We start from the raw sequence: 20,092 nt of genomic DNA, 5'->3' as shown, positions 1-20,092 counted from the left end.
TTTTTTTGTAGAGGAGTCTCTAATATGTCTGAACAGCGATATTTAACTGTCAATGCTTTAACCAAATACATAAAAAGAAAATTTGATGCGGATCCTCATTTACAGGGTGTTTTTGTACGAGGAGAAATATCCAACTATAAGCAACACTCAAGTGGACATATGTACTTCACTTTAAAGGATGAAAAAGCAAGAATACTTGCTGTTATGTTCTCTAGTAACAATAGGTCTATGAAATTTTCACCAGAGAATGGAATGAAGGTTTTAATTAAAGGGGATATCTCTCTTTTTGAGCCTAGTGGTCAATATCAAATCTATATCAAAGAAATGCAGCCAGATGGAATTGGTGAGCTTTTTCTCGCTTTTGAACAACTAAAGAAGAAGCTTGAAGATGAGGGATTATTTTTACAAAGTGCGAAAAAAAGACTTCCGCCATTCCCAAAAAGGATTGGTATTATTACTTCACCAACAGGTGCTGCGATTAGAGATATTTTAACGACATTAAAGCGAAGATACCCAATTGCTGATATTCTTGTCTTGCCAGCACTAGTTCAAGGAGGACAGGCGGCGCCATCGATTGTTAAATCTATTGAAAAAGCAAATGAATTAAATCATATCGATGTTTTGATCGTAGGTAGAGGTGGAGGTTCCATTGAAGAACTTTGGCCATTTAACGAAGAAATAGTGGCAAGAGCTATTTCCTCATCGAATATTCCTATTATTTCAGCGGTTGGACATGAAACAGATTTTACTATTGCTGATTTTGTAGCCGATCTTAGGGCACCTACACCAACTGGGGCTGCAGAGCTGGCTGTACCACATATCGAAGAATTGCATGAGAGAATTTTAGAACGGAAAGCGCGTTTACTAAGAGCAATGCGAGAAAAGTTAAGTTTCCAAAGAGCAAGAATAGAAAGAATACAAAGATCGTACGCATTTAGGTATCCTAAGCGACTATATGAACAAAAGCTTGAACAGGTAGACCGTCTTACTGACCGCTTAACGAAAGGTACTAGAAGCTATACGAGTCAAAAGAGTGATAACTTAGACCTCTTGTTAAAAAGGTTAAATCGAAACCATCCTAAACAACTATTAGATAAAGAAAAAGAGACATTTAGTCGAACGCAAAAACGATTAATACGAGCAACGATTAGAATTCATCAGCAAAAACAGCAACAATTTACAAATGTCATAACAACCCTAGATGCTTTAAGTCCATTGAAAATTATGGATAGAGGATATAGTCTTGTTTACACAACCGAGCAGCAATTAATTAAAAAAGTGGAACAAGTTAAACCAAACGATCTTATTAATATTCAATTAAGTAACGGTAAAATAGATTGCCAAGTGATTAATGTAGAAAGTAGTGATAAAATTGACTGAAAAAACAACCACTCTTAGTTTTGAAGATGCGATTCAAAAGTTAGAAGTAATAGTCGAGCGCTTAGAAGAAGGGGACGTACCTCTTGAAGAAGCTATTGAAATTTATAAAGAAGGAATGAACCTTTCCAAGCTTTGTCAAGATAAATTAAAATATGTGGAAGAGCAGTTAACGGAAATGTTAACGGAGGATGGACGGACTATACCGTTCGCAGTTCGTGAGGAGGAATAACCAAAGTGTCAACAATGTCTTTATCTGAATTCTCCAAGCAGCATATCGCATCTTTAGAGGAAGAAATGAAAAGAAAAATTGATATCTTAAATGCTCCTTTGACGATTAAAGAAGCTATGCAATATTCCTTAGAAGCTGGAGGAAAGAGAATAAGACCTCTACTGGTTTTTGCTACCATTGAAGCTTTTCATAAGGATTCAATGATGGGACTCGAAACAGCTATTGCATTAGAAATGATACACACCTATTCTTTAATTCATGATGATTTACCTTGCATGGATGATGATGACCTTAGAAGAGGGAAGCCAACAAATCATAAAGTCTTTGGGGAAGCAATGGCCGTTCTAGCCGGAGATGCTTTGCTAACCTATAGCTTTCAAATTATCGCTGAATCTAACTACGATACTGTTACTAACGATAAGAAGCTTAATTTAATTTTAGAATTATCAAAAGCTGCTGGATCAGAGGGTATGGTTGGTGGGCAAGTAGCTGATATGGAAGCCGAAGGAAAAAGCTTAGATTTAACTGGATTAGAATATATTCATATACATAAAACGGGTAAACTTTTAGAATTTAGTGTACTGGCCGGTGCCATTTTAGCCGATGCATCAGATAAACAACGAAAATGTTTATCTTTATTTGCTTATCATCTAGGGCTTGCTTTCCAAATTCAGGATGACATATTAGACTTGGAAGGCGATCAGGAGATTATAGGTAAACCTGTGGGCAGTGACCAAAATAATCAAAAAAGTACTTATCCGGCATTACTAACCATGAACGGTGCAAAAGAAGCATTACATACTCATGTAAGTGAAGCAAAAAGGTACTTAAAGGAAAGCGGCTTAGACACTTCAATTTTAGAAGAAATTACTGACCTAATTGCTAATAGAAATCATTGATGCAATGGTCATTTGAGAGAAAATAACATATATGGTATACTAATGTTTATTATTGGATGGTTCAGTATTCTAGTCATTCGTGATCAGTAAAACATTGATATAATGAAGTCTCACAATTGCCGTTATCACATTTGTGTTAGCGGCTCTTTTTTCAATGGGCTTTCGTAACCATTGTTGCTTTTAGAGTAGTGGTTTCCATATTATTATAATAAGATAGAAAAAAGGAATAAAAAGATGAAAGTGAGTGGTCCATCATGGATCTTTTAAAAATAAAAGACCCTTCTTTCTTAAAAGGCATGACAATACCTGAATTAGAGCAATTGAGTGAAGAAATCCGAACCTTTCTTATTGAGAAACTTTCTGTAACAGGTGGACATATTGGCCCGAATTTAGGTGTTGTGGAATTAACCATCGCATTACATGCATGCTTTAATAGCCCAAAAGATAAATTAATTTGGGATGTCGGACATCAGTCCTATGTACATAAAATTTTAACTGGTAGAGCAGCTCAATTTGATACCTTGAGACAATTTAAAGGGCTTTGTGGCTTTCCTAAAATGGTCGAAAGCGAGCATGACGTATGGGAAACCGGTCATAGCTCCACTTCCCTATCTGCTGCGATGGGTATGGCTATAGCACGTGATTTGAAAAAAGAATCTTCTTATATTGTTCCAATCATTGGGGATGGAGCCTTAACAGGAGGAATGGCTTTAGAGGCATTAAATCATATCGGTCATGAAAAGAAAGATATGATTGTGATCTTAAACGATAATGAGATGTCTATTGCACCGAATGTTGGAGCCCTTCATTCCGTTTTAGGAAGACTCCGAACTGCTGGAAAGTACCAGTGGGTAAAAGATGAAATGGAATATATATTAAAGAAAATTCCAGCAGTCGGTGGAAAATTGGCTTCAACCGCTGAAAGAGTAAAGGATAGTCTTAAATATTTATTAGTTTCAGGAATGTTTTTTGAAGAACTAGGGTTTACTTACCTAGGACCCGTTGATGGTCATAACTATGAAGAACTCTTTGAAAATTTAAAGTATGCCAAGAAAACCGAAGGTCCCGTCCTTCTTCATGTTATTACGAAGAAAGGAAAAGGCTATCAACCAGCTGAAAATGATAAAATTGGCACTTGGCATGGTACTGGACCATACAAAATGGAAACCGGTGATTTTGTAAAGCCTGCAACGGCTGCTCCGCCAGCATGGAGTAAGTTAGTGAGTGAAACGGTTCGAAAGCTTGCCCGTAAGGATGAACGGATAGTGGCAATCACTCCTGCAATGCCAGTAGGTTCTAAGCTTGAGGGGTTTGCAAGTGAGTTTCCAGACAGAATGTATGATGTAGGTATTGCTGAACAGCATGCAGCAACAGTTGCCGCTGGTTTAGCAACTCAAGGTATGAAGCCGTTTTTAGCGATCTATTCTACTTTTTTACAAAGAGCATATGATCAAGTTGTTCATGATATTTGCCGACAAAATTTAAATGTTTTCTTAGGAATTGATCGAGCGGGTCTTGTTGGCGCTGATGGTGAAACACATCAGGGTGTCTTCGATATAGCTTTTTTAAGACATATTCCTAATATGGTTTTAATGATGCCAAAGGATGAAAATGAAGGTCAGCATATGGTAAACACGGCTATCCATTATGATCAGGGACCGATTGCTATGCGTTTCCCAAGAGGGAATGGAATTGGGGTCCCAATGGATGAAACACTAAGAAATATTCCAATCGGTTCTTGGGAAGTACTAAAAGAGGGCGAAGATATTGCAGTGCTTACCTTTGGTACTACCATTCCAATGGCGTTAGAAGCTGCTGCTAATTTAGAAAAAGAAGGAATTAGTGTAAAAGTAGTTAATGCTCGTTTTATAAAACCTTTAGATGAAAAAATGCTTAAAACGATTTTAGACCAAGATTTACCGATTCTAACAATTGAAGAAGCGATTCTTCAAGGTGGTTTTGGAAGTGCGGTATTAGAATTTGTACAAAACCATGGATATTTCTCAGCAAGAGTCGATCGGATGGGAATTCCAGATCAATTTATAGAACATGGAAATGTTGATTTATTACTAGATGAGATTGGATTAACAACACAAGATACCATAAGCAAAATTAAAAATTTAATTCAAACTAAAGCAAAAAGGATATAAACAATGAAAGTCAAGAAGGAAAGAATCGATGTTTTACTAGTAGAAAGAGGTTTAGTAGAAACACGTGAAAAAGCAAAAAGAGCAGTAATGGCAGGACTAGTGTATACGAATGAGCAAAGATTGGACAAGCCAGGAGAGAAAGTCAGTTCAGATATCCCCTTAACGGTTAAAGGGAACGTTTTGCCTTATGTTAGCCGAGGTGGTTTAAAGCTTGAAAAAGCTTTAAAAGTTTTTAATCTTACTATCAAAGGTAAAAAGATGATTGATATTGGGGCGAGTACAGGTGGCTTTACAGATTGTGCGTTGCAAAATGGAGCAGAGATGTCTTATGCATTAGATGTTGGCTATAATCAGTTGGCATGGAAGTTAAGGCAGGATGACCGTGTAATCGTGATGGAACGCACTAATTTCCGATATGTCACTCCGGCTGATTTAACAATGGGATTGCCTGAATTTGCATCCATTGACGTTTCTTTTATATCACTCAAGTTAATTTTCCCTGTTCTTAGAACTTTGTTAATTCCTAATAGTGATGTAGTGGCGCTTATTAAGCCTCAATTTGAAGCTGGTAGAGATCAAGTCGGAAAAAAGGGAATTGTTCGCGACCCAGATGTACATTTAGCTGTTATTGAAAAGGTTATTAAACATTGTCTAGAAGAAGGTTACAATGTCCAGGACCTATCTTTTTCTCCTATAACCGGAGGAGATGGGAATATCGAATTTCTCATCCATTTAAAATGGACTGGTCATCCACAAGAAGGTCTAAATAATCTAAAAATAGAACCAAAAGAAGTGGTAGAGAAGGCTCATCTGGAGTTTAAATCAAAGAAAGAAGCGGAATAAGTCATTTATTCTGGCTTCTTTTTTTTCTTTTTGAAAAGCGCTTTAAAAAAAATGTACAATAGCGACAAAATGGGCTAACATATGATTATATAAGACAAATTATTACATATATGAGGTATGTAATTAGAGGTGAAAACATGAATAAGGGTCAACGCCATATTAAGATACGAGATATCATTACCAACAATGACATCGAAACACAGGATGAATTAGTAGATTCATTAAAAGCAGCTGGTTTTAATGTTACCCAAGCTACAGTTTCGCGTGATATAAAAGAACTTCATTTAGTGAAAGTTCCATTAATGGATGGAAGATATAAATATAGCCTTCCTGCTGACCAACGCTTTAACCCATTACAAAAATTAAAGAGAACGTTAATGGATGCCTTTGTAAAAATTGATTCAGCCGGACATTTGTTAGTTATGAAAACATTACCTGGTAATGCAATGGCTATTGGTGCACTAATCGACCATTTGGATTGGAATGAAATATTAGGAACAATTTGTGGTGATGATACTTGCTTGATTATTTGTCGCTCACCAGAAGATACGGATCTTATTACAAATCGATTCCTTGAGATGCTCTAATAAGGGGTGAGGGGATTGTTAATAGAATTATCCATAAAAAACTTTGCGATTATTGAGAAACAAACAATTTCGTTTGACAAAGGTTTAACGGTTTTAACAGGAGAAACAGGTGCAGGTAAATCAATTATTATAGATGCCATTCATCTACTAGTTGGTGGAAGAGGTTCCTTAGAATTTGTCCGCCATGGTGAAGAAAAGGCTGAAATAGAAGGATTATTTCAGGTTGATGAAATAGAACATCCTATTATAAAAAAAGCATCTGAATTCGGAATTGATATAGAAGATGGAATGGTCGTCCTGCGTAGAGAAATTTCCAAGTCAGGCAAAAGTATATGCCGGGTCAATGGAAAATTAGTGACCATCGCTACTTTAAGAGAAGTAGGGTCTACTTTGGTTGATATTCACGGACAACATGAACATCAAGAATTAATGAATGAATCCTCTCATTTAATACTTTTAGACCAATTTGGAGCTGCAGAAATAGCACCAGCATTAAAGGAATATCAAATTCTATACCGCCAGTATGAGAATACAATTAAAAAGTTAAAACATTTAAGTGAAAATGAACAACAAATGGCTCATAGACTAGATCTAATTCAATTCCAATTTGATGAAATTGAAAAAGCAAACCTTAAACTTAATGAAGATACAGAACTTTATGAAGAAAAGAAAAAGCTTGGTAATTTTGAAAGAATTTTTAGCTTAATACAAACATCTTATTCAGCATTAAATGGAGAGCATAAGGGGTTGGATTGGATTAGTTTAGTTATGGGGAATTTAGAGGATGTTGCACAGTTAGATTCCCATTATCAAGAATTATTTGATTCGATTTCAACTATTTTTTACTCACTAGAAGACGTAAATAGGACTTTGCGTAACGAATTAGATGGACTTGAATTTGATCCGAATCGATTGAATGAAATTGAGGATAGATGGAATGAAATAAATCAACTAAAACGTAAATACGGAAAAACCATTGAAGAAATCTTAGAGTATTCTGCAAAGATTGAAGAAGAAATAGAAACGATCCAAAATAAAGAAACGCATATCGGACAATTAGAAATAGAGATAAAAGAGCTCACTAAAGACTTAAAAGAAGAAGCTCTCCACTTAAGTCAATTAAGAAAAAAATGGGCCCAAAAATTGACTAATTTAATTCATAAAGAATTAAAAGAGCTTTATATGGAGAAAGCAGTTTTTGAAATTAGGTTTGAAAATAAAAATGAACATTTTACAATGGCTGGTATGGATCATTTAGAATTTTTTATTTCAACCAATCCTGGAGAACCATTAAAGCCACTTGTAAAAGTGGCTTCTGGCGGGGAACTCTCTAGAATTATGTTAGCTTTAAAAAGCATTTTCTCCAAACATCAAGGTGTCACATCGATAATCTTTGACGAGGTAGATACCGGTGTTAGTGGTAGAGTAGCTCAGGCAATTGCTGAGAAAATCCATCATGTTGCGGTAAATTCTCAAGTTTTATGTATTTCTCACCTTCCACAGGTAGCAGCAATGGCAGATATCCATTTATTTATCTCTAAAAAAATTGTAGAAGGAAGAACGATAACATCTGTAAGTTCATTATCGATTGCTGAAAAAGTGAAAGAAATTGGTCGAATGATTTCTGGAGTAGAAATCACTGATTTAACGAAACAACATGCCGAAGAATTATTAGTTATGGCAAGTGAGATGAAGAAACAAAAGGAAACTGTAAATTAGCTGCTTATGTTATTGTTTGTGCAATTCGCAATGAAAAAGAGGAGAAGAACATATTGTTCTTTTCCTTTTTTAATTCTAACGGAGTCAACAGAAAAATTTAACAGAGAGCTTGAATAAAAAGAAATCAAGCAGTTCTAAAAGCTTTTCTTTATCTTCCAGTTATAAATGACCTGAATCAAGGCAAAATTATAACTGTAGCCAATTAGACGTTGTGGACTAGAAGCGAGGAGAGTGAAAAATTTGTTCATTGAAAGTTTAAGAAAAATAATGGGTGGAATTCTCCTTGTTTCATTAATTTCAATCGGTTTTTCCTCATACTTCCAGGAATATATCGAAATTCCGAAAAGCATTACTGTATTTGAAGGACAGCAGCTACAAATGAATAAAGCTGTTCCGGTAACCGTTTCATTAACTCATAACAATTCAAGTATTTCCCTAAAGGACAAAAGGGATACAGTTAAAATTAATGCCGCCGAACAAGGAAAAAATGAAATGCTCCTTGAATTAGCAGGTTTCCCTATTAAAAAAGTCGATGTTAATGTATTAAAGGATTTTAAAGTTATTCCAGGTGGACAATCAATTGGTGTAAAGTTAAATACGGTAGGTGTTTTAGTAGTTGGGCATCACCAAGTTAGTACCAATAATGGTAAAAAATCTCCGGGAGAAATTGCAGGAATTAAGGTTGGAGATATTATTACTAAAATAAATGGTCAAACAATCGAAAAAATGTCAGATGTGGCTCCATTTGTACAAAATTCCGGTGAAAACGGAAAACCGTTACAAGTTGTCATTAGCCGTGAAAGCGGTGAATTTACAACTAAGCTTCAGCCGTTAAAAGATGAAAATGAGGATACCTATAAATTAGGTCTTTATATACGAGATTCTGCAGCGGGTATCGGTACAATGACATTTTACGATCCAAAGTCAAAAAAGTATGGGGCACTAGGTCATGTCATTTCTGATATGGATACAAAAAAACCGATAGTCGTTGAAGATGGGCAAATCGTCCGTTCTACTGTAACTTCTATTGAAAAAGGAAGTAATGGCGATCCAGGTGAAAAACTCGCTCGTTTTTCATCCGATCGTGAAATTATTGGAGACATCAAAAGAAATAGCCCATTTGGAATCTTTGGAGAACTACACAAAGAAATTTCTAATGGAGTATTTGATAAACCATTACCGATTGCGTTATCTCATCAAGTAAAAGAAGGGCCGGCACAAATTTTAACCGTTGTAGAAGATGATAAAGTAGAGCTTTTTGATATTGAAATCGTCAGTACCATTCCACAAAAGTTCCCGGCTACAAAAGGTATGGTATTAAAGATAACAGATAAAAAGTTACTTGAAAAAACAGGTGGGATTGTTCAGGGAATGAGTGGAAGTCCCATTATCCAAGATGGAAAATTAATCGGAGCTGTAACCCATGTATTCGTAAATGATCCTACTTCTGGATACGGTGTTCATATTGAGTGGATGCTAAATGAAGCAGGTATAGATATATATGAAAAATCAAAACAAAAAGCAAGCTGATTCGAAAAAATAGGCGTATATATTTCGCCTATTTTTTTTGTTTAAAATGGAAAGAGTGTGGTAAAATATATTAAAAATAAAGATTTTTCGACAAAATTATAATAATGTAATTGTCAACTATCGAAATAAGTCGAATTTACAAGAAAATCGAAGGAAAATTAAGATTTTGCGTAATTTTTAAGAAATTTTTAAAAAACAAGAGGAATTTTTGTTGCATTGTCGAATTTGTAATTTAGAATAGAAATAAGAAACAGATAAAGTGGCTATATTACTTGAGGAGGAAGCTTGAATTGAAAAAAATTAAAGTATGTATCGTAGATGATAATAGAGAATTAGTAGGTTTATTAGAGGACTATCTTTCATCCCAAGAAGATTTAGAAGTAGTGGGGATTGCACATAATGGTCAAGAATGCCTTACCTTACTTGAACAAGTAGAACCTGATGTTCTTGTTTTAGATATAATTATGCCTCATTTAGATGGTCTAGCTGTATTGGAACGTTTACGTGATCTTAGAAAAAACTCATTACCAAACGTGATTATGCTTACCGCATTTGGTCAAGAAGATGTAACAAAAAAAGCAGTAGATTTAGGAGCAGCTTACTTTATCTTAAAGCCATTTGATATGGAGAATCTGGCTAGTATTGTCCGTCAGGTTAGCGGTCAAACAAATCAAATGTCAAGAAAGCCATTAAACCAAGGGTTCCGTCAACCTGTTGAGCAAAAGCCTAAAAATCTTGATGCAAGTATTACAAGTATCATTCATGAAATTGGTGTTCCTGCACATATTAAAGGCTATTTATATCTACGTGAAGCCATTTCAATGGTTTATAACGATATCGAATTACTTGGTTCTATTACAAAAGTATTGTATCCGGATATTGCTAAAAAATATAACACTACTGCAAGCCGTGTTGAGCGGGCCATTCGTCATGCCATCGAAGTAGCATGGAGCCGTGGAAATATTGATTCTATTTCTTCTTTATTTGGTTATACAGTAAGCATGTCAAAAGCAAAACCAACCAATTCTGAATTTATTGCAATGGTAGCTGATAAGTTACGTTTGGAGCATAAAGCTTCCTGAAAGGAATAAAATTAAAAGGACTGAGTAAGATTTCACAATCTTATATTCAGTCTTTTATTTTGGTTTAGGAATTTATAAAATTTAAACTTGTAGATAACTTTAGAAGAAGTTTTTCGTAATCCAGCTCCAGCGCCTAGCCCTCGAGGTCAAATAACCTCTAGTGTAAGAAGTCGAAGTTCAGACTTCTTACACTAGAGAACATTTGCTTGTCGGGGCTGTTCAAGGCGCTTACGCTTTTTGTTCTTGCTTAACTCAGAAAAAAGAGGGGGATCAAAATAAATGACACAAATATTTGCCCACCGTGGTTATTCAGCAGCTTTTCCTGAAAATACGATGAAGGCTTTTATAGAGACAGAGAAAGCTGAAGCCGATGGATTGGAGATTGATGTACAATTAACGAAGGATGGAGAAATAGTTGTTATTCATGATGAAAAGGTTGATAGAACTACGAATGGATCAGGATTTGTAAAAGATCTTACATTCAAAGAAATCAGAAAACTTGATGCAAGCTATAAAAATAAGAGATTGTTGAAAAGAGAACCAATCCCATCTTTTAATGAATTTTTAGAATGGTTAACAACTAATTCACTTATCTGTAATGTTGAACTAAAGAACGGAATATTTCCCTATAAGGGCATGGAAGAAAAAGTTATATCCCTAATACGCCATTATAATTTAGAAAATAGAATGATCCTTTCTTCTTTTAATCATTACAGTATCGTTTATTGTTATCGCTTAGCTCCGGAAATAGAAACGGCCCCGCTATACTCCGAAGGGCTATATATGCCATGGATTTATGCTCAATCCATTAAAGCAAAAGGAATCCATCCAAGATTGCTTGCCGCACCAAACGAAATTATTCTTAGCTCAATGGAGAATGGGATAGCCGTTCGCCCCTATACAGTTAATAAAGAAGAAGATATGAGAAGATTATTTGAAGTCGGTTGCACGTCATTTATAACGGATGACCCAATAAAAGCAAAAGAAATACAAATAAGCTTAAGAAAACGACCGTAGATAAGAATCTACGGTCGTTTTTTATCCTGTTGGAATTTTGCTTGCACTTTATTTCTTTTACGGTCACGATGAAAGATAAAGCCTGCTACAAAACCTAAACCAACAATAAAAAAGATAAGTCCAATAAGAAATTGAAGCCATAAGTATGGGATTGGAGCATGTAGGATTCCAAAAAACATATCTCTCATAAATTTAATGCCGACTGCCGCAATAACTCCTGGTATCAGCAATATGACTAAGGCTATTATTCTTGTCATGTTAAACATCCATTCTAAGTGTAAAGTATTTTTATGAAAATGGGATATTCAATAAATCATTACAATATTCTTCCCCATTAAAAATGATATACCATAGGTGCCATTTGTCAAGAAAACAAAATAGGTATAAAATAAGAGTGAAAAAATTTTCATACCTTCGAATAAATAACATGAAAGCTTTTTCCAAAAAGGATGATAAAATGCAAACTGTAATGATTGTTGGAGCTGGAAAAGGTGGAACTGCGATTTTAAAAATTTTAAAAGAGACAGCTGTTCTTGATGTAAAAGTAGTAGTGGACCATAATCCGAATGCTCCAGGTTTAAAATTGGCAAAGCAGGAAGGGATATTAACCAGTAGTGATTGGAGACCTTTTCTGTCGGATGAAGTTGATATTATTATTGAAGTTACTGGTGATGAAGAGGTATTTAAAGAGTTACGTGATGCAAGAAGTAAAAATACCGTGCTGATCCCAGGAAGTGTTGCCTTTTTAATCTCGAAATTAATGCTAGAAAAAGAAGAACTTATAAGTACCCTCCGAAATGAAACTTACAAACATGATCTTATCTTTAATTCGACTGATGACGGTATGATTGTGATAAATGTTAAAGGTGAAATTGTTTTCTTTAATCGTAGTGCTGAAAAAATAGTAGGTGTTCAAGGTAAGGAAGTAATTGGCAAGCAAATAACAGATATTATACCTAATTCTGAACTTCCAAGAATTTTAGAAACAAGACGTATGGAAACGAATCAGGAACAGGTTTTATTTAATGGTTTTAAAATTATCACTACTCGCATCCCCTTAATTGATGAAAATGGAAGACTGTTTGGTGCGTTTGCTGTGTTTAAGGATATAACAGGAGTTCTAAATTTAGCAGAGGAAGTAACAAATTTAAAAGAAATCCAAACCATGCTTCAAGCGATCATTCAATCGAGCGATGATGCCATATCTGTTGTTGATGATGTGGGAAGAGGAATAATGATTAATAGAGCTTACTCAAGAATTACAGGACTGAAGGAAGAAGAAGTGATTGGTCAGCCAGCAACTGCAGATATTTCTGAGGGAGAAAGTATGCACATGAGGGTTCTTCAAACGAGGAGACCGGTACGTGGAGTAGCCATGAGAGTAGGGCCTAATAAAAAAGAAGTAGTGGTTAATGTAGCACCTATTATTGTAGATGGGAAGTTAAAGGGCAGTGTTGGTGTTATTCATGATATGTCTGAAATTCAATCTTTAAATAGAGAATTAACCCGTGCAAGACAAATTATTCGCACTCTTGAAGCTAAATATTCCTTTGAGGATATTATTGGGATATCCGAAGAAATGAAACTTGCGATAGAACAAGCAAAGTTAGGGGCAAAAACCCCTGCAACTGTATTACTCAGAGGAGAGTCAGGAACAGGGAAAGAATTATTTGCACATGCTATACATAATGCGAGTGACCGTAAATTCAATAAGTTTATCCGAGTGAATTGCGCTGCTATTTCAGAGTCATTACTGGAGAGTGAATTATTTGGCTATGAGGAAGGAGCTTTTTCTGGAGCCAAACGAGGAGGCAAAAGAGGGTTATTTGAAGAAGCCAATAATGGAAGTATTTTTCTCGACGAGATAGGAGAGTTACCTGCAGGTACACAAGCCAAATTACTTAGAGTTTTACAAGAACAAGAAATTATCCGTGTAGGCGGAACCAAACCTCTACCTATTAATGTTCGAGTCATTGCAGCAACGAATGTGAATTTAGAAAAAGGAATTGCAGCAAAGACATTTAGGGAAGACTTATACTATCGTTTAAACCGTATGCCTATTCATATTCCCCCTTTAAGAGCAAGGCTAAAGGAAATCCCAGCTCTTTGTGAACGATTATTACATAAAATAAATCGTGATTATGGGAGGAATGTGGAAGGGGTTACCGAGGCAGCATTAAATCAGCTGATGATGTATGAATGGCCAGGTAATGTTCGTGAACTAGAAAATATTCTGGGACGAGCTATTATATTTATGAAATATAACGAGTCGATGGTGGATATTCATCACTTACCTGAATTGAAAAATGATAAATTGGCGAGAAAAAATGAAAAACAAGATCAGCAACCTGTTGAAATGAATCAATCTCTGACAGAAATGGTTGAACAATTCGAATCCAAATTGATATCCCAGACTTTAAGTCGTTTCAATGGTAATAAAACATTAACCGCTAAAGCACTTGGGTTATCATTACGGAATTTGTATTATAAACTTGAAAAATTAGATATTGCAAATAATAGCATGCAATAATTTTCATGGTATGAACAATTTTGCATATACCAATAAAAACAAATACTTAAAAATAAAGCGTTTTCATAAAAATAATTTTGGCACGCTTCTTGCAAGAATATAATTGAGTTCGTGTTTAATGGTAGAAAGGGTTGAAATCATTATGAAACTAGAGGAACTTATCAGAAAAGCAACCCAGATGGAAAATCAAACAGTGGCGGTTGCTGCTGCTGAAGACTCTGAAGTAATTGAAGCAGTAAATGACGCAGTAAAATTAGAACTTGGGAAATTTCTTTTATTCGGTGATAGGGAAAAGATATTACAACTCATGGAAGAAAAAAATCCAAGTTTAATAACGAACTCCGCAATTAAAGTAATTCATACAAATTCAAGCCAGTTAGCTGCCGAAAATGCAGTTAAGGCAGTTAAGCTGAATGAAGCAGATGTACTGATGAAGGGTAACATTCCAACTGCAACTATTTTAAAAGCTGTATTAAATAAGGATTTTGGGTTGAGGACAGGAAATGTTTTATCACATGTTGCTGTTTTTGAAGTGGATGGTTTTGAACAATTTATCATCTTATCTGATGCGGCGATGAACATTGCACCTGATTTAGAACAAAAAGCTCAAATTGTAAATAATACAGTTGCTATAGCCAAAAAAATTGGTGTATCACTACCAAAGGTCGCGCCAATTGCCGCAGTTGAGGTAATTAATCCTTCGATGCAAGCAACATTGGATGCAGCCGCCTTAACGGTTATGAATAAAAGAGGGCAAATTAAGGATTGTGTCATTGATGGTCCTCTTGCATTAGACAATGCTATATCTAAATTTGCTGCAGAACACAAAGGAATATCAAGCGAAGTAGCTGGACAGGCAGATATTCTTTTAGTTCCTACTATCGAGGTCGGGAATGTTTTGTATAAAGCACTTGTTTATTTTGCCAATGCGAAAGTCGGTGCAGTCATTGCAGGCGCAAAGGCACCAATTGTATTAACTTCTAGAGCGGATTCTGCTGAGAGTAAATTATATTCTCTTGCACTTGCACTCTGCTCTGCTGCTAAATAAATTCTTTTTAAAAATGGGGAGGAATTAATAATGGAAATCTTCAAGTATTTAGAAAAGTATGATTATGAGCAAGTGGTATTTTGCCAGGATAAATCTTCAGGTTTAAAAGCTATTATTGCTATTCATGATACAACTTTAGGACCAGCACTTGGTGGTACTCGTATGTGGACATATGAAACAGAAGAAGCTGCTATTGAAGATGCTCTTCGTTTAGCAAAAGGTATGACATATAAAAATGCTGCAGCGGGATTAAATCTTGGCGGCGGTAAAACGGTTATTATCGGTGACCCTCGTAAGGATAAGAACGAAGAAATGTTCCGTGCATTCGGTCGTTACATTCAAGGGCTAAATGGCCGTTATATCACAGCTGAAGACGTGGGTACAACAGTTGCTGATATGGATCTTATCCATGAAGAAACAGATTATGTAACTGGTATTTCACCTGCGTTCGGTTCTTCAGGAAATCCATCTCCAGTAACAGCATATGGTGTATACCGTGGAATGAAAGCAGCAGCAAAAGAAGCATTTGGTACCGATTCTCTGGAAGGAAAAGTGATTGCTGTTCAAGGTGTCGGTAACGTTGCATATAATTTATGCCGTCATTTACATGAAGAAGGAGCACAACTGATTGTTACTGATATAAATAAAGAAGCAGTACAACGTGCAGTTGAGGAGTTTGGAGCTCGTGCAGTTGACCCTAATGAAATATATGGTGTAGAATGCGATATTTATGCTCCATGTGCATTAGGTGCCGTCATTAATGATGATACTATTCCGCAAATTAAAGCAAAGGTTATTGCGGGTGCAGCTAATAATCAGTTAAAGGATACACGTCATGGAGATATTATCCATGAAATGGGAATTGTTTATGCACCAGATTATGTAATCAATGCTGGTGGGGTTATCAACGTAGCGGATGAATTATATGGCTACAATGCTGAACGTGCAATGAAAAAAGTAGAAACAATTTATAACAACATTGAAAAAGTAATTGAAATTGCAAAACGCGACGGAATTCCAACCTATCTTGCAGCTGACCGTATGGCTGAAGAACGTATAGAAAAAATGCGCAACTCACGTAGTCAATTTTTACAAAATGGACACCACATTTTAAGTCGTCGTAAGTAAAAAGAGCGTTAAGAAAATAGGGACTAGGTAGGTAAGAATTTGTTTACCTATACTAGCCCCTCTTACCTTTTTTATATAAGTAAGAAAGCTTTTTTGGACTTCGAAAATTGTCTAGCTCCAGCAGGGAAGAAAGTACTTCATTTCTTCCTGCCTAGACCCTCGCTGGAAGAAGAAAAATCACTTCTTCCTTGGTCAAATAACCTCTCGCGTAAGAAGTCAAAGTTCAGACTTCTTACGCGAGAGAACATTTGCTTGTCGGGGCTTACCAAGGCGCTTGCGCTTTTCTTTTAAAAATAAATGTTTTTCTTTTTAACTGGAGGAATCTACGTTGTTAGATAAAGAATATCGAATTCTCGTTATCAACCCAGGTTCAACATCTACGAAAATAGGGGTTTTCGATAATGAAATGTCTATCCTAGAAAAAACAATTCGCCATGACTCGGAAGTCATAAATTCTTTTGAAAATATCATTGATCAATATGAATTTAGAAAAAATACCATCTTAGAGGCTTTAGACAATGAAGGTATTAATATTTCCAAATTAAGTGCTGTCTGTGGTCGCGGTGGGCTACTTCGTCCCATTGAGGGCGGTACTTATGCTGTAAATGATTTAATGCTTCATGACTTAAGAGAAGGTTATGCTGGTCAACATGCTTCCAATCTTGGTGGAATTATTGCTTTTGAAATCGCCTCAGGTTTAAATATTCCATCCTATATTGTAGATCCCGTAGTGGTAGATGAATTGGATGATATTGCTAGAATTTCTGGCTTCTCCCTAATTGAACGAAAAAGTATTTTCCATGCCTTAAATCAAAAGGCAGTTGCAAGAAGGGTTTCCAAGGAATTAGGCAAGAAGTATGAAAATCTTCATTTAATTGTTACCCATATGGGTGGAGGTATAACTGTAGGTGTTCACAAGAATGGTAAGGTCGTTGATGTCAATAACGGTCTGCATGGAGATGGTCCTTTTAGTCCAGAACGTGCTGGAACCGTTCCCGCAGGAGATCTAATTTCACTATGCTTTTCCGGAGACTATTATAGGGAAGAAATTATGAGAAAACTGGTTGGGCAAGGTGGATTAGTTGGGTATTTAGGAACAAATGATGCTGTAAAAGTGGAACACATGATAAAAAAAGGTGATTCTAATGCTGCTCTTGTCTATTCTGCAATGGCCTATCAGGTTGCTAAAGAAATAGGTGCCGCAAGCGCTGTTCTGAATGGGAAAGTAGATGCCATTATCCTTACTGGTGGTTTAGCGTATGGAAAAGAATTTGTTAAAGAAATTAGTGATCGGATTAATTGGATAGCCGATGTTATTATTCATCCAGGTGAAAATGAACTTCAAGCACTTGTTGAAGGTGCTTTACGTGTCCTTAGGGGAGAAGAACAAGTGAAGGAGTATCCTGGTAATATGAAAAAGGCGACTTCGGTTTAAGGAGGAGTTAGTTAAATGGCACGTGAATATGATTTAGTCATCCTTGGCGGTGGTACTGGCGGATATGTTGCTGCTATAAAAGCGGCACAGCTTGGATTAAAAACGGCGGTTGTTGAAAAAGGCAAACTGGGAGGAACATGTTTACACAAAGGTTGTATCCCAAGTAAAGCTTTATTAAGAAGTGCGGAGGTTTACGCACAAACGAAACATAGTGAAGATTTTGGCGTTATGACTAGCGAAGTGAGTGTTAATTTTTCAAAAGTCCAAGAACGAAAAACAAAAATTGTGGATCAACTACATAAAGGCGTTCAAATGCTAATGAAAAAAGGAAAGATTGATGTTTTTGAAGGAATGGGAAGGATTTTAGGCCCTTCTATTTTTTCTCCAATGCCTGGAACGATTTCAGTTGAAATGAACGACGGTAGTGAAAACGAAATGTTAATCCCAAAAAATGTTCTAATCGCAACAGGATCTCGACCAAGAACTCTTCCTGGGCTTGAAGTAGATGGTCAATATGTTTTAACGTCTGATGAAGCATTGGTAATGGAAAGTCTGCCAACATCAATGATTATTGTAGGTGGTGGCGTTATTGGAATTGAGTGGGCTTCTATGTTGTCGGATTTTGGTGTAGAAGTTACTGTTATTGAATATGCAGACCGAATTATTCCGACGGAAGATTTAGAAATTTCTAAAGAAATGCAGCGCCTAATGAAGAAAAAGGGCGTTAAAATTGTTACAAGTGCAAAAGTACTTCCCGAAACATTAGTTAAGGACAATGGTGTAACGATTTCTGCTGAGGTTAAGGGAGAAAATAAAGAGTTTAGTGCTGAAAGATTATTGGTTTCAGTTGGACGCCAAGCAAATGTTGAAGGAATTGGGCTTGAAAACACTGAAATCCAAATCGATAGAGGTGCAATTGTTACAAACGAGTTCTACCAAACGAAGGAATCCCATATTTATGCAATCGGAGACGTAATCGGTGGATTACAGCTTGCACACGTTGCTTCACATGAAGGAATTGTTGCGGTTGAACATATGGCAAATAAAACTCCAGAACCAATTGATTACAATTTAGTATCTAAATGTATATATAGTACACCAGAGGTGGCAGGTGTTGGCTTGACTGAACAACAAGCTATTGATAAAGGCCATAAAGTAAAAGTTGGAAAATTTTCATTCCGTGCTATTGGAAAAGCGCTAGTTTTTGGTGAAAGTGATGGCTTTGTTAAAATTATTGCTGATGAGGAAACAGATGATTTATTAGGTGTTCATATGATTGGTCCTCATGTTACAGATATGATTTCTGAAGCTGGTCTAGCAATGGTATTAGATGCAACACCATGGGAAATTGCTCATACCATCCATCCACACCCTACCTTGTCAGAAGCAATTGGTGAGGCAGCACTGGCAGTAGATGGTAAAGCCATCCACGGATAATTTTTATAAAATAAAACCATATGGGGATATGGAGAAATTTTCAAGTTACATGTTCAAACATAGGAGGTTAAAGAAATGACGGAAAATCGTCACCAAGCATTAGGTTTAAGTGATCAAAAAGTATTGGAAATGTTTGAAACCATGCTATTAGCACGTCGAATTGACGAGCGTATGTGGTTATTAAATCGTGCAGGTAAAATTCCATTTGTTATCTCTTGTCAAGGACAGGAAGCTGCTCAAGTTGGTGCTGCATTTGCTCTTGATAAAGAAAAGGACTATGTTCTTCCTTATTACCGTGACATGGGTGTTGTTTTAACATTTGGTATGACAGCTAGAGAATTAATGCTGTCTGGTTTTGCTAAAGCAGAAGATCCTAATTCTGGTGGCCGACAAATGCCAGGTCACTTTGGTCAAAAGAAAAATCGTATTGTAACTGGTTCTTCTCCTGTTACTACCCAAGTTCCGCATGCCGTTGGAATTGCACTTGCTGGGAAGCTAGAAGAAAAGGATTTAGTCACTTTTGTAACCTTCGGTGAGGGATCTTCAAACCAAGGTGATTTCCATGAAGGTGCTAACTTTGCTGGAGTTCATAAACTTCCGGTTATCTTTATGTGTGAAAACAACAAATATGCCATTTCAGTTCCGATTGAAAAGCAATTAGGCTGTGAAAAAGTTTCTGATCGTGCAATCGGCTATGGAATGCCTGGATTTACTGTTGATGGCAACGATCCATTAGAAGTATATAAAGTGGTAAAAGAAGCTGCTGATCGCGGTCGTCGTGGCGAAGGTCCGACATTAGTTGAAACTGTTTCATACCGATTAACTCCACATTCATCTGATGACGATGACAGAGCTTATCGTGAGCAAGGAGAAGTTGCGGAAGCGAAAGCAAAGGATCCAATCATTACTTTTGCTGCTTATTTGAAAGAGGTTGGCGTATTAACAGATGAGCTGGAAAAAGAAATGAATGACCGAATTGCAAAATTGGTAAATGAGGCAACTGATTACGCGGAAAATGCACCATATGCAGATCCTGAGCATGCCTTGAAATATGTTTATGCGGAATAGTAAGGGGGAA

17 protein-coding genes are annotated in these 20,092 nt (G+C 36.2%); 16 read left to right on the top strand and 1 reads right to left on the bottom strand.

Annotation, left to right across the window (positions count from 1 at the left end):
• Positions 1-24 precede the first annotated feature (24 nt).
• The 10 genes from xseA (at position 25) to ACSBPO_RS15385 (ending at position 11,436) form a co-directional block, all read left to right on the top strand.
• Complete coding sequence (gene xseA, locus ACSBPO_RS15430; protein WP_442594795.1) at positions 25-1,380, top strand: exodeoxyribonuclease VII large subunit; 1,356 nt, start codon at positions 25-27, stop codon at positions 1,378-1,380.
• Complete coding sequence (gene xseB / locus ACSBPO_RS15425) at positions 1,373-1,609, top strand: exodeoxyribonuclease VII small subunit (RefSeq protein ID WP_442594794.1); 237 nt, start codon at positions 1,373-1,375, stop codon at positions 1,607-1,609. Before xseA ends, xseB begins: the two co-directional genes overlap by 8 nt.
• A 14-nt stretch (positions 1,610-1,623) precedes the next feature.
• Positions 1,624-2,508, top strand: a complete 885-nt coding sequence (locus tag ACSBPO_RS15420; RefSeq protein ID WP_442600387.1) for a polyprenyl synthetase family protein — start codon at positions 1,624-1,626, stop codon at positions 2,506-2,508.
• 254 nt (positions 2,509-2,762) lie between these two features.
• The gene (dxs, locus tag ACSBPO_RS15415) at positions 2,763-4,658 is read left to right on the top strand and encodes a 1-deoxy-D-xylulose-5-phosphate synthase (protein ID WP_442594792.1); all 1,896 of its coding nucleotides are present in this window, start codon (positions 2,763-2,765) and stop codon (positions 4,656-4,658) included.
• Between the two features lie 3 nt (positions 4,659-4,661).
• The gene (locus ACSBPO_RS15410) at positions 4,662-5,501 is read left to right on the top strand and encodes a TlyA family RNA methyltransferase (protein ID WP_442594790.1); all 840 of its coding nucleotides are present in this window, start codon (positions 4,662-4,664) and stop codon (positions 5,499-5,501) included.
• A gap of 137 nt (positions 5,502-5,638) precedes the next feature.
• Positions 5,639-6,088: a transcriptional regulator AhrC/ArgR gene (gene ahrC / locus ACSBPO_RS15405; protein WP_442594788.1), complete on the top strand. Its 450-nt coding sequence runs from the start codon at positions 5,639-5,641 to the stop codon at positions 6,086-6,088.
• 15 nt (positions 6,089-6,103) lie between these two features.
• Complete coding sequence (gene recN / locus ACSBPO_RS15400; RefSeq protein ID WP_442594786.1) at positions 6,104-7,807, top strand: DNA repair protein RecN; 1,704 nt, start codon at positions 6,104-6,106, stop codon at positions 7,805-7,807.
• 267 nt (positions 7,808-8,074) lie between these two features.
• Positions 8,075-9,337 (top strand): SpoIVB peptidase, encoded by a 1,263-nt coding sequence (spoIVB, locus tag ACSBPO_RS15395; protein WP_442600386.1) that lies wholly within the window; start codon positions 8,075-8,077, stop codon positions 9,335-9,337.
• 290 nt (positions 9,338-9,627) lie between these two features.
• Positions 9,628-10,419 carry a sporulation transcription factor Spo0A gene (gene spo0A, locus ACSBPO_RS15390; protein WP_442594785.1) on the top strand — a complete coding sequence of 264 codons (792 nt, stop codon included), beginning with the start codon at positions 9,628-9,630 and terminating at the stop codon, positions 10,417-10,419.
• 279 nt (positions 10,420-10,698) lie between these two features.
• On the top strand, positions 10,699-11,436 hold the full coding sequence (locus tag ACSBPO_RS15385) for a glycerophosphodiester phosphodiesterase (RefSeq protein WP_442594783.1): 738 nt from the start codon (positions 10,699-10,701) through the stop codon (positions 11,434-11,436).
• An 8-nt stretch (positions 11,437-11,444) separates the two neighbouring features.
• Here ACSBPO_RS15385 and ACSBPO_RS15380 read toward each other — a convergent pair whose 3' ends face one another.
• Positions 11,445-11,693 (bottom strand): DUF2627 domain-containing protein, encoded by a 249-nt coding sequence (locus tag ACSBPO_RS15380; protein WP_442594781.1) that lies wholly within the window; start codon positions 11,691-11,693, stop codon positions 11,445-11,447.
• Between the two features lie 200 nt (positions 11,694-11,893).
• Between ACSBPO_RS15380 and ACSBPO_RS15375 the strand changes: the two genes are divergently transcribed.
• The 6 genes from ACSBPO_RS15375 to ACSBPO_RS15350 all read left to right on the top strand — a co-directional run bounded on the left by ACSBPO_RS15375 (position 11,894) and on the right by ACSBPO_RS15350 (position 20,082).
• A complete protein-coding gene (locus tag ACSBPO_RS15375) occupies positions 11,894-13,966 on the top strand; it encodes a sigma 54-interacting transcriptional regulator (RefSeq protein ID WP_442594779.1) in 2,073 nt (690 codons plus the stop codon).
• A gap of 142 nt (positions 13,967-14,108) precedes the next feature.
• On the top strand, positions 14,109-15,014 hold the full coding sequence (gene yqiS / locus ACSBPO_RS15370; protein ID WP_442600385.1) for a phosphate butyryltransferase: 906 nt from the start codon (positions 14,109-14,111) through the stop codon (positions 15,012-15,014).
• Between the two features lie 30 nt (positions 15,015-15,044).
• Entirely contained in the window at positions 15,045-16,142 is a 1,098-nt protein-coding gene (gene bcd / locus ACSBPO_RS15365) for a branched-chain amino acid dehydrogenase (protein WP_442594777.1), read from the top strand.
• A gap of 328 nt (positions 16,143-16,470) precedes the next feature.
• A complete protein-coding gene (gene buk, locus ACSBPO_RS15360) occupies positions 16,471-17,577 on the top strand; it encodes a butyrate kinase (RefSeq protein ID WP_442594775.1) in 1,107 nt (368 codons plus the stop codon).
• 15 nt (positions 17,578-17,592) lie between these two features.
• Positions 17,593-19,014: a dihydrolipoyl dehydrogenase gene (lpdA, locus tag ACSBPO_RS15355; protein WP_442594773.1), complete on the top strand. Its 1,422-nt coding sequence runs from the start codon at positions 17,593-17,595 to the stop codon at positions 19,012-19,014.
• Between the two features lie 75 nt (positions 19,015-19,089).
• On the top strand, positions 19,090-20,082 hold the full coding sequence (locus tag ACSBPO_RS15350) for a thiamine pyrophosphate-dependent dehydrogenase E1 component subunit alpha (protein ID WP_442594771.1): 993 nt from the start codon (positions 19,090-19,092) through the stop codon (positions 20,080-20,082).
• Positions 20,083-20,092: the final 10 nt, after the last annotated feature.

The sequence above is a fragment of the Neobacillus sp. D3-1R genome, from assembly GCF_052180215.1.
Taxonomy (GTDB): Bacteria; Bacillota; Bacilli; order Bacillales; family Cytobacillaceae; genus Pseudoneobacillus.
The sequence above is the reverse complement of the archived record's forward strand: the minus strand, read 5'-3'. Positions and strand labels throughout refer to the sequence as shown.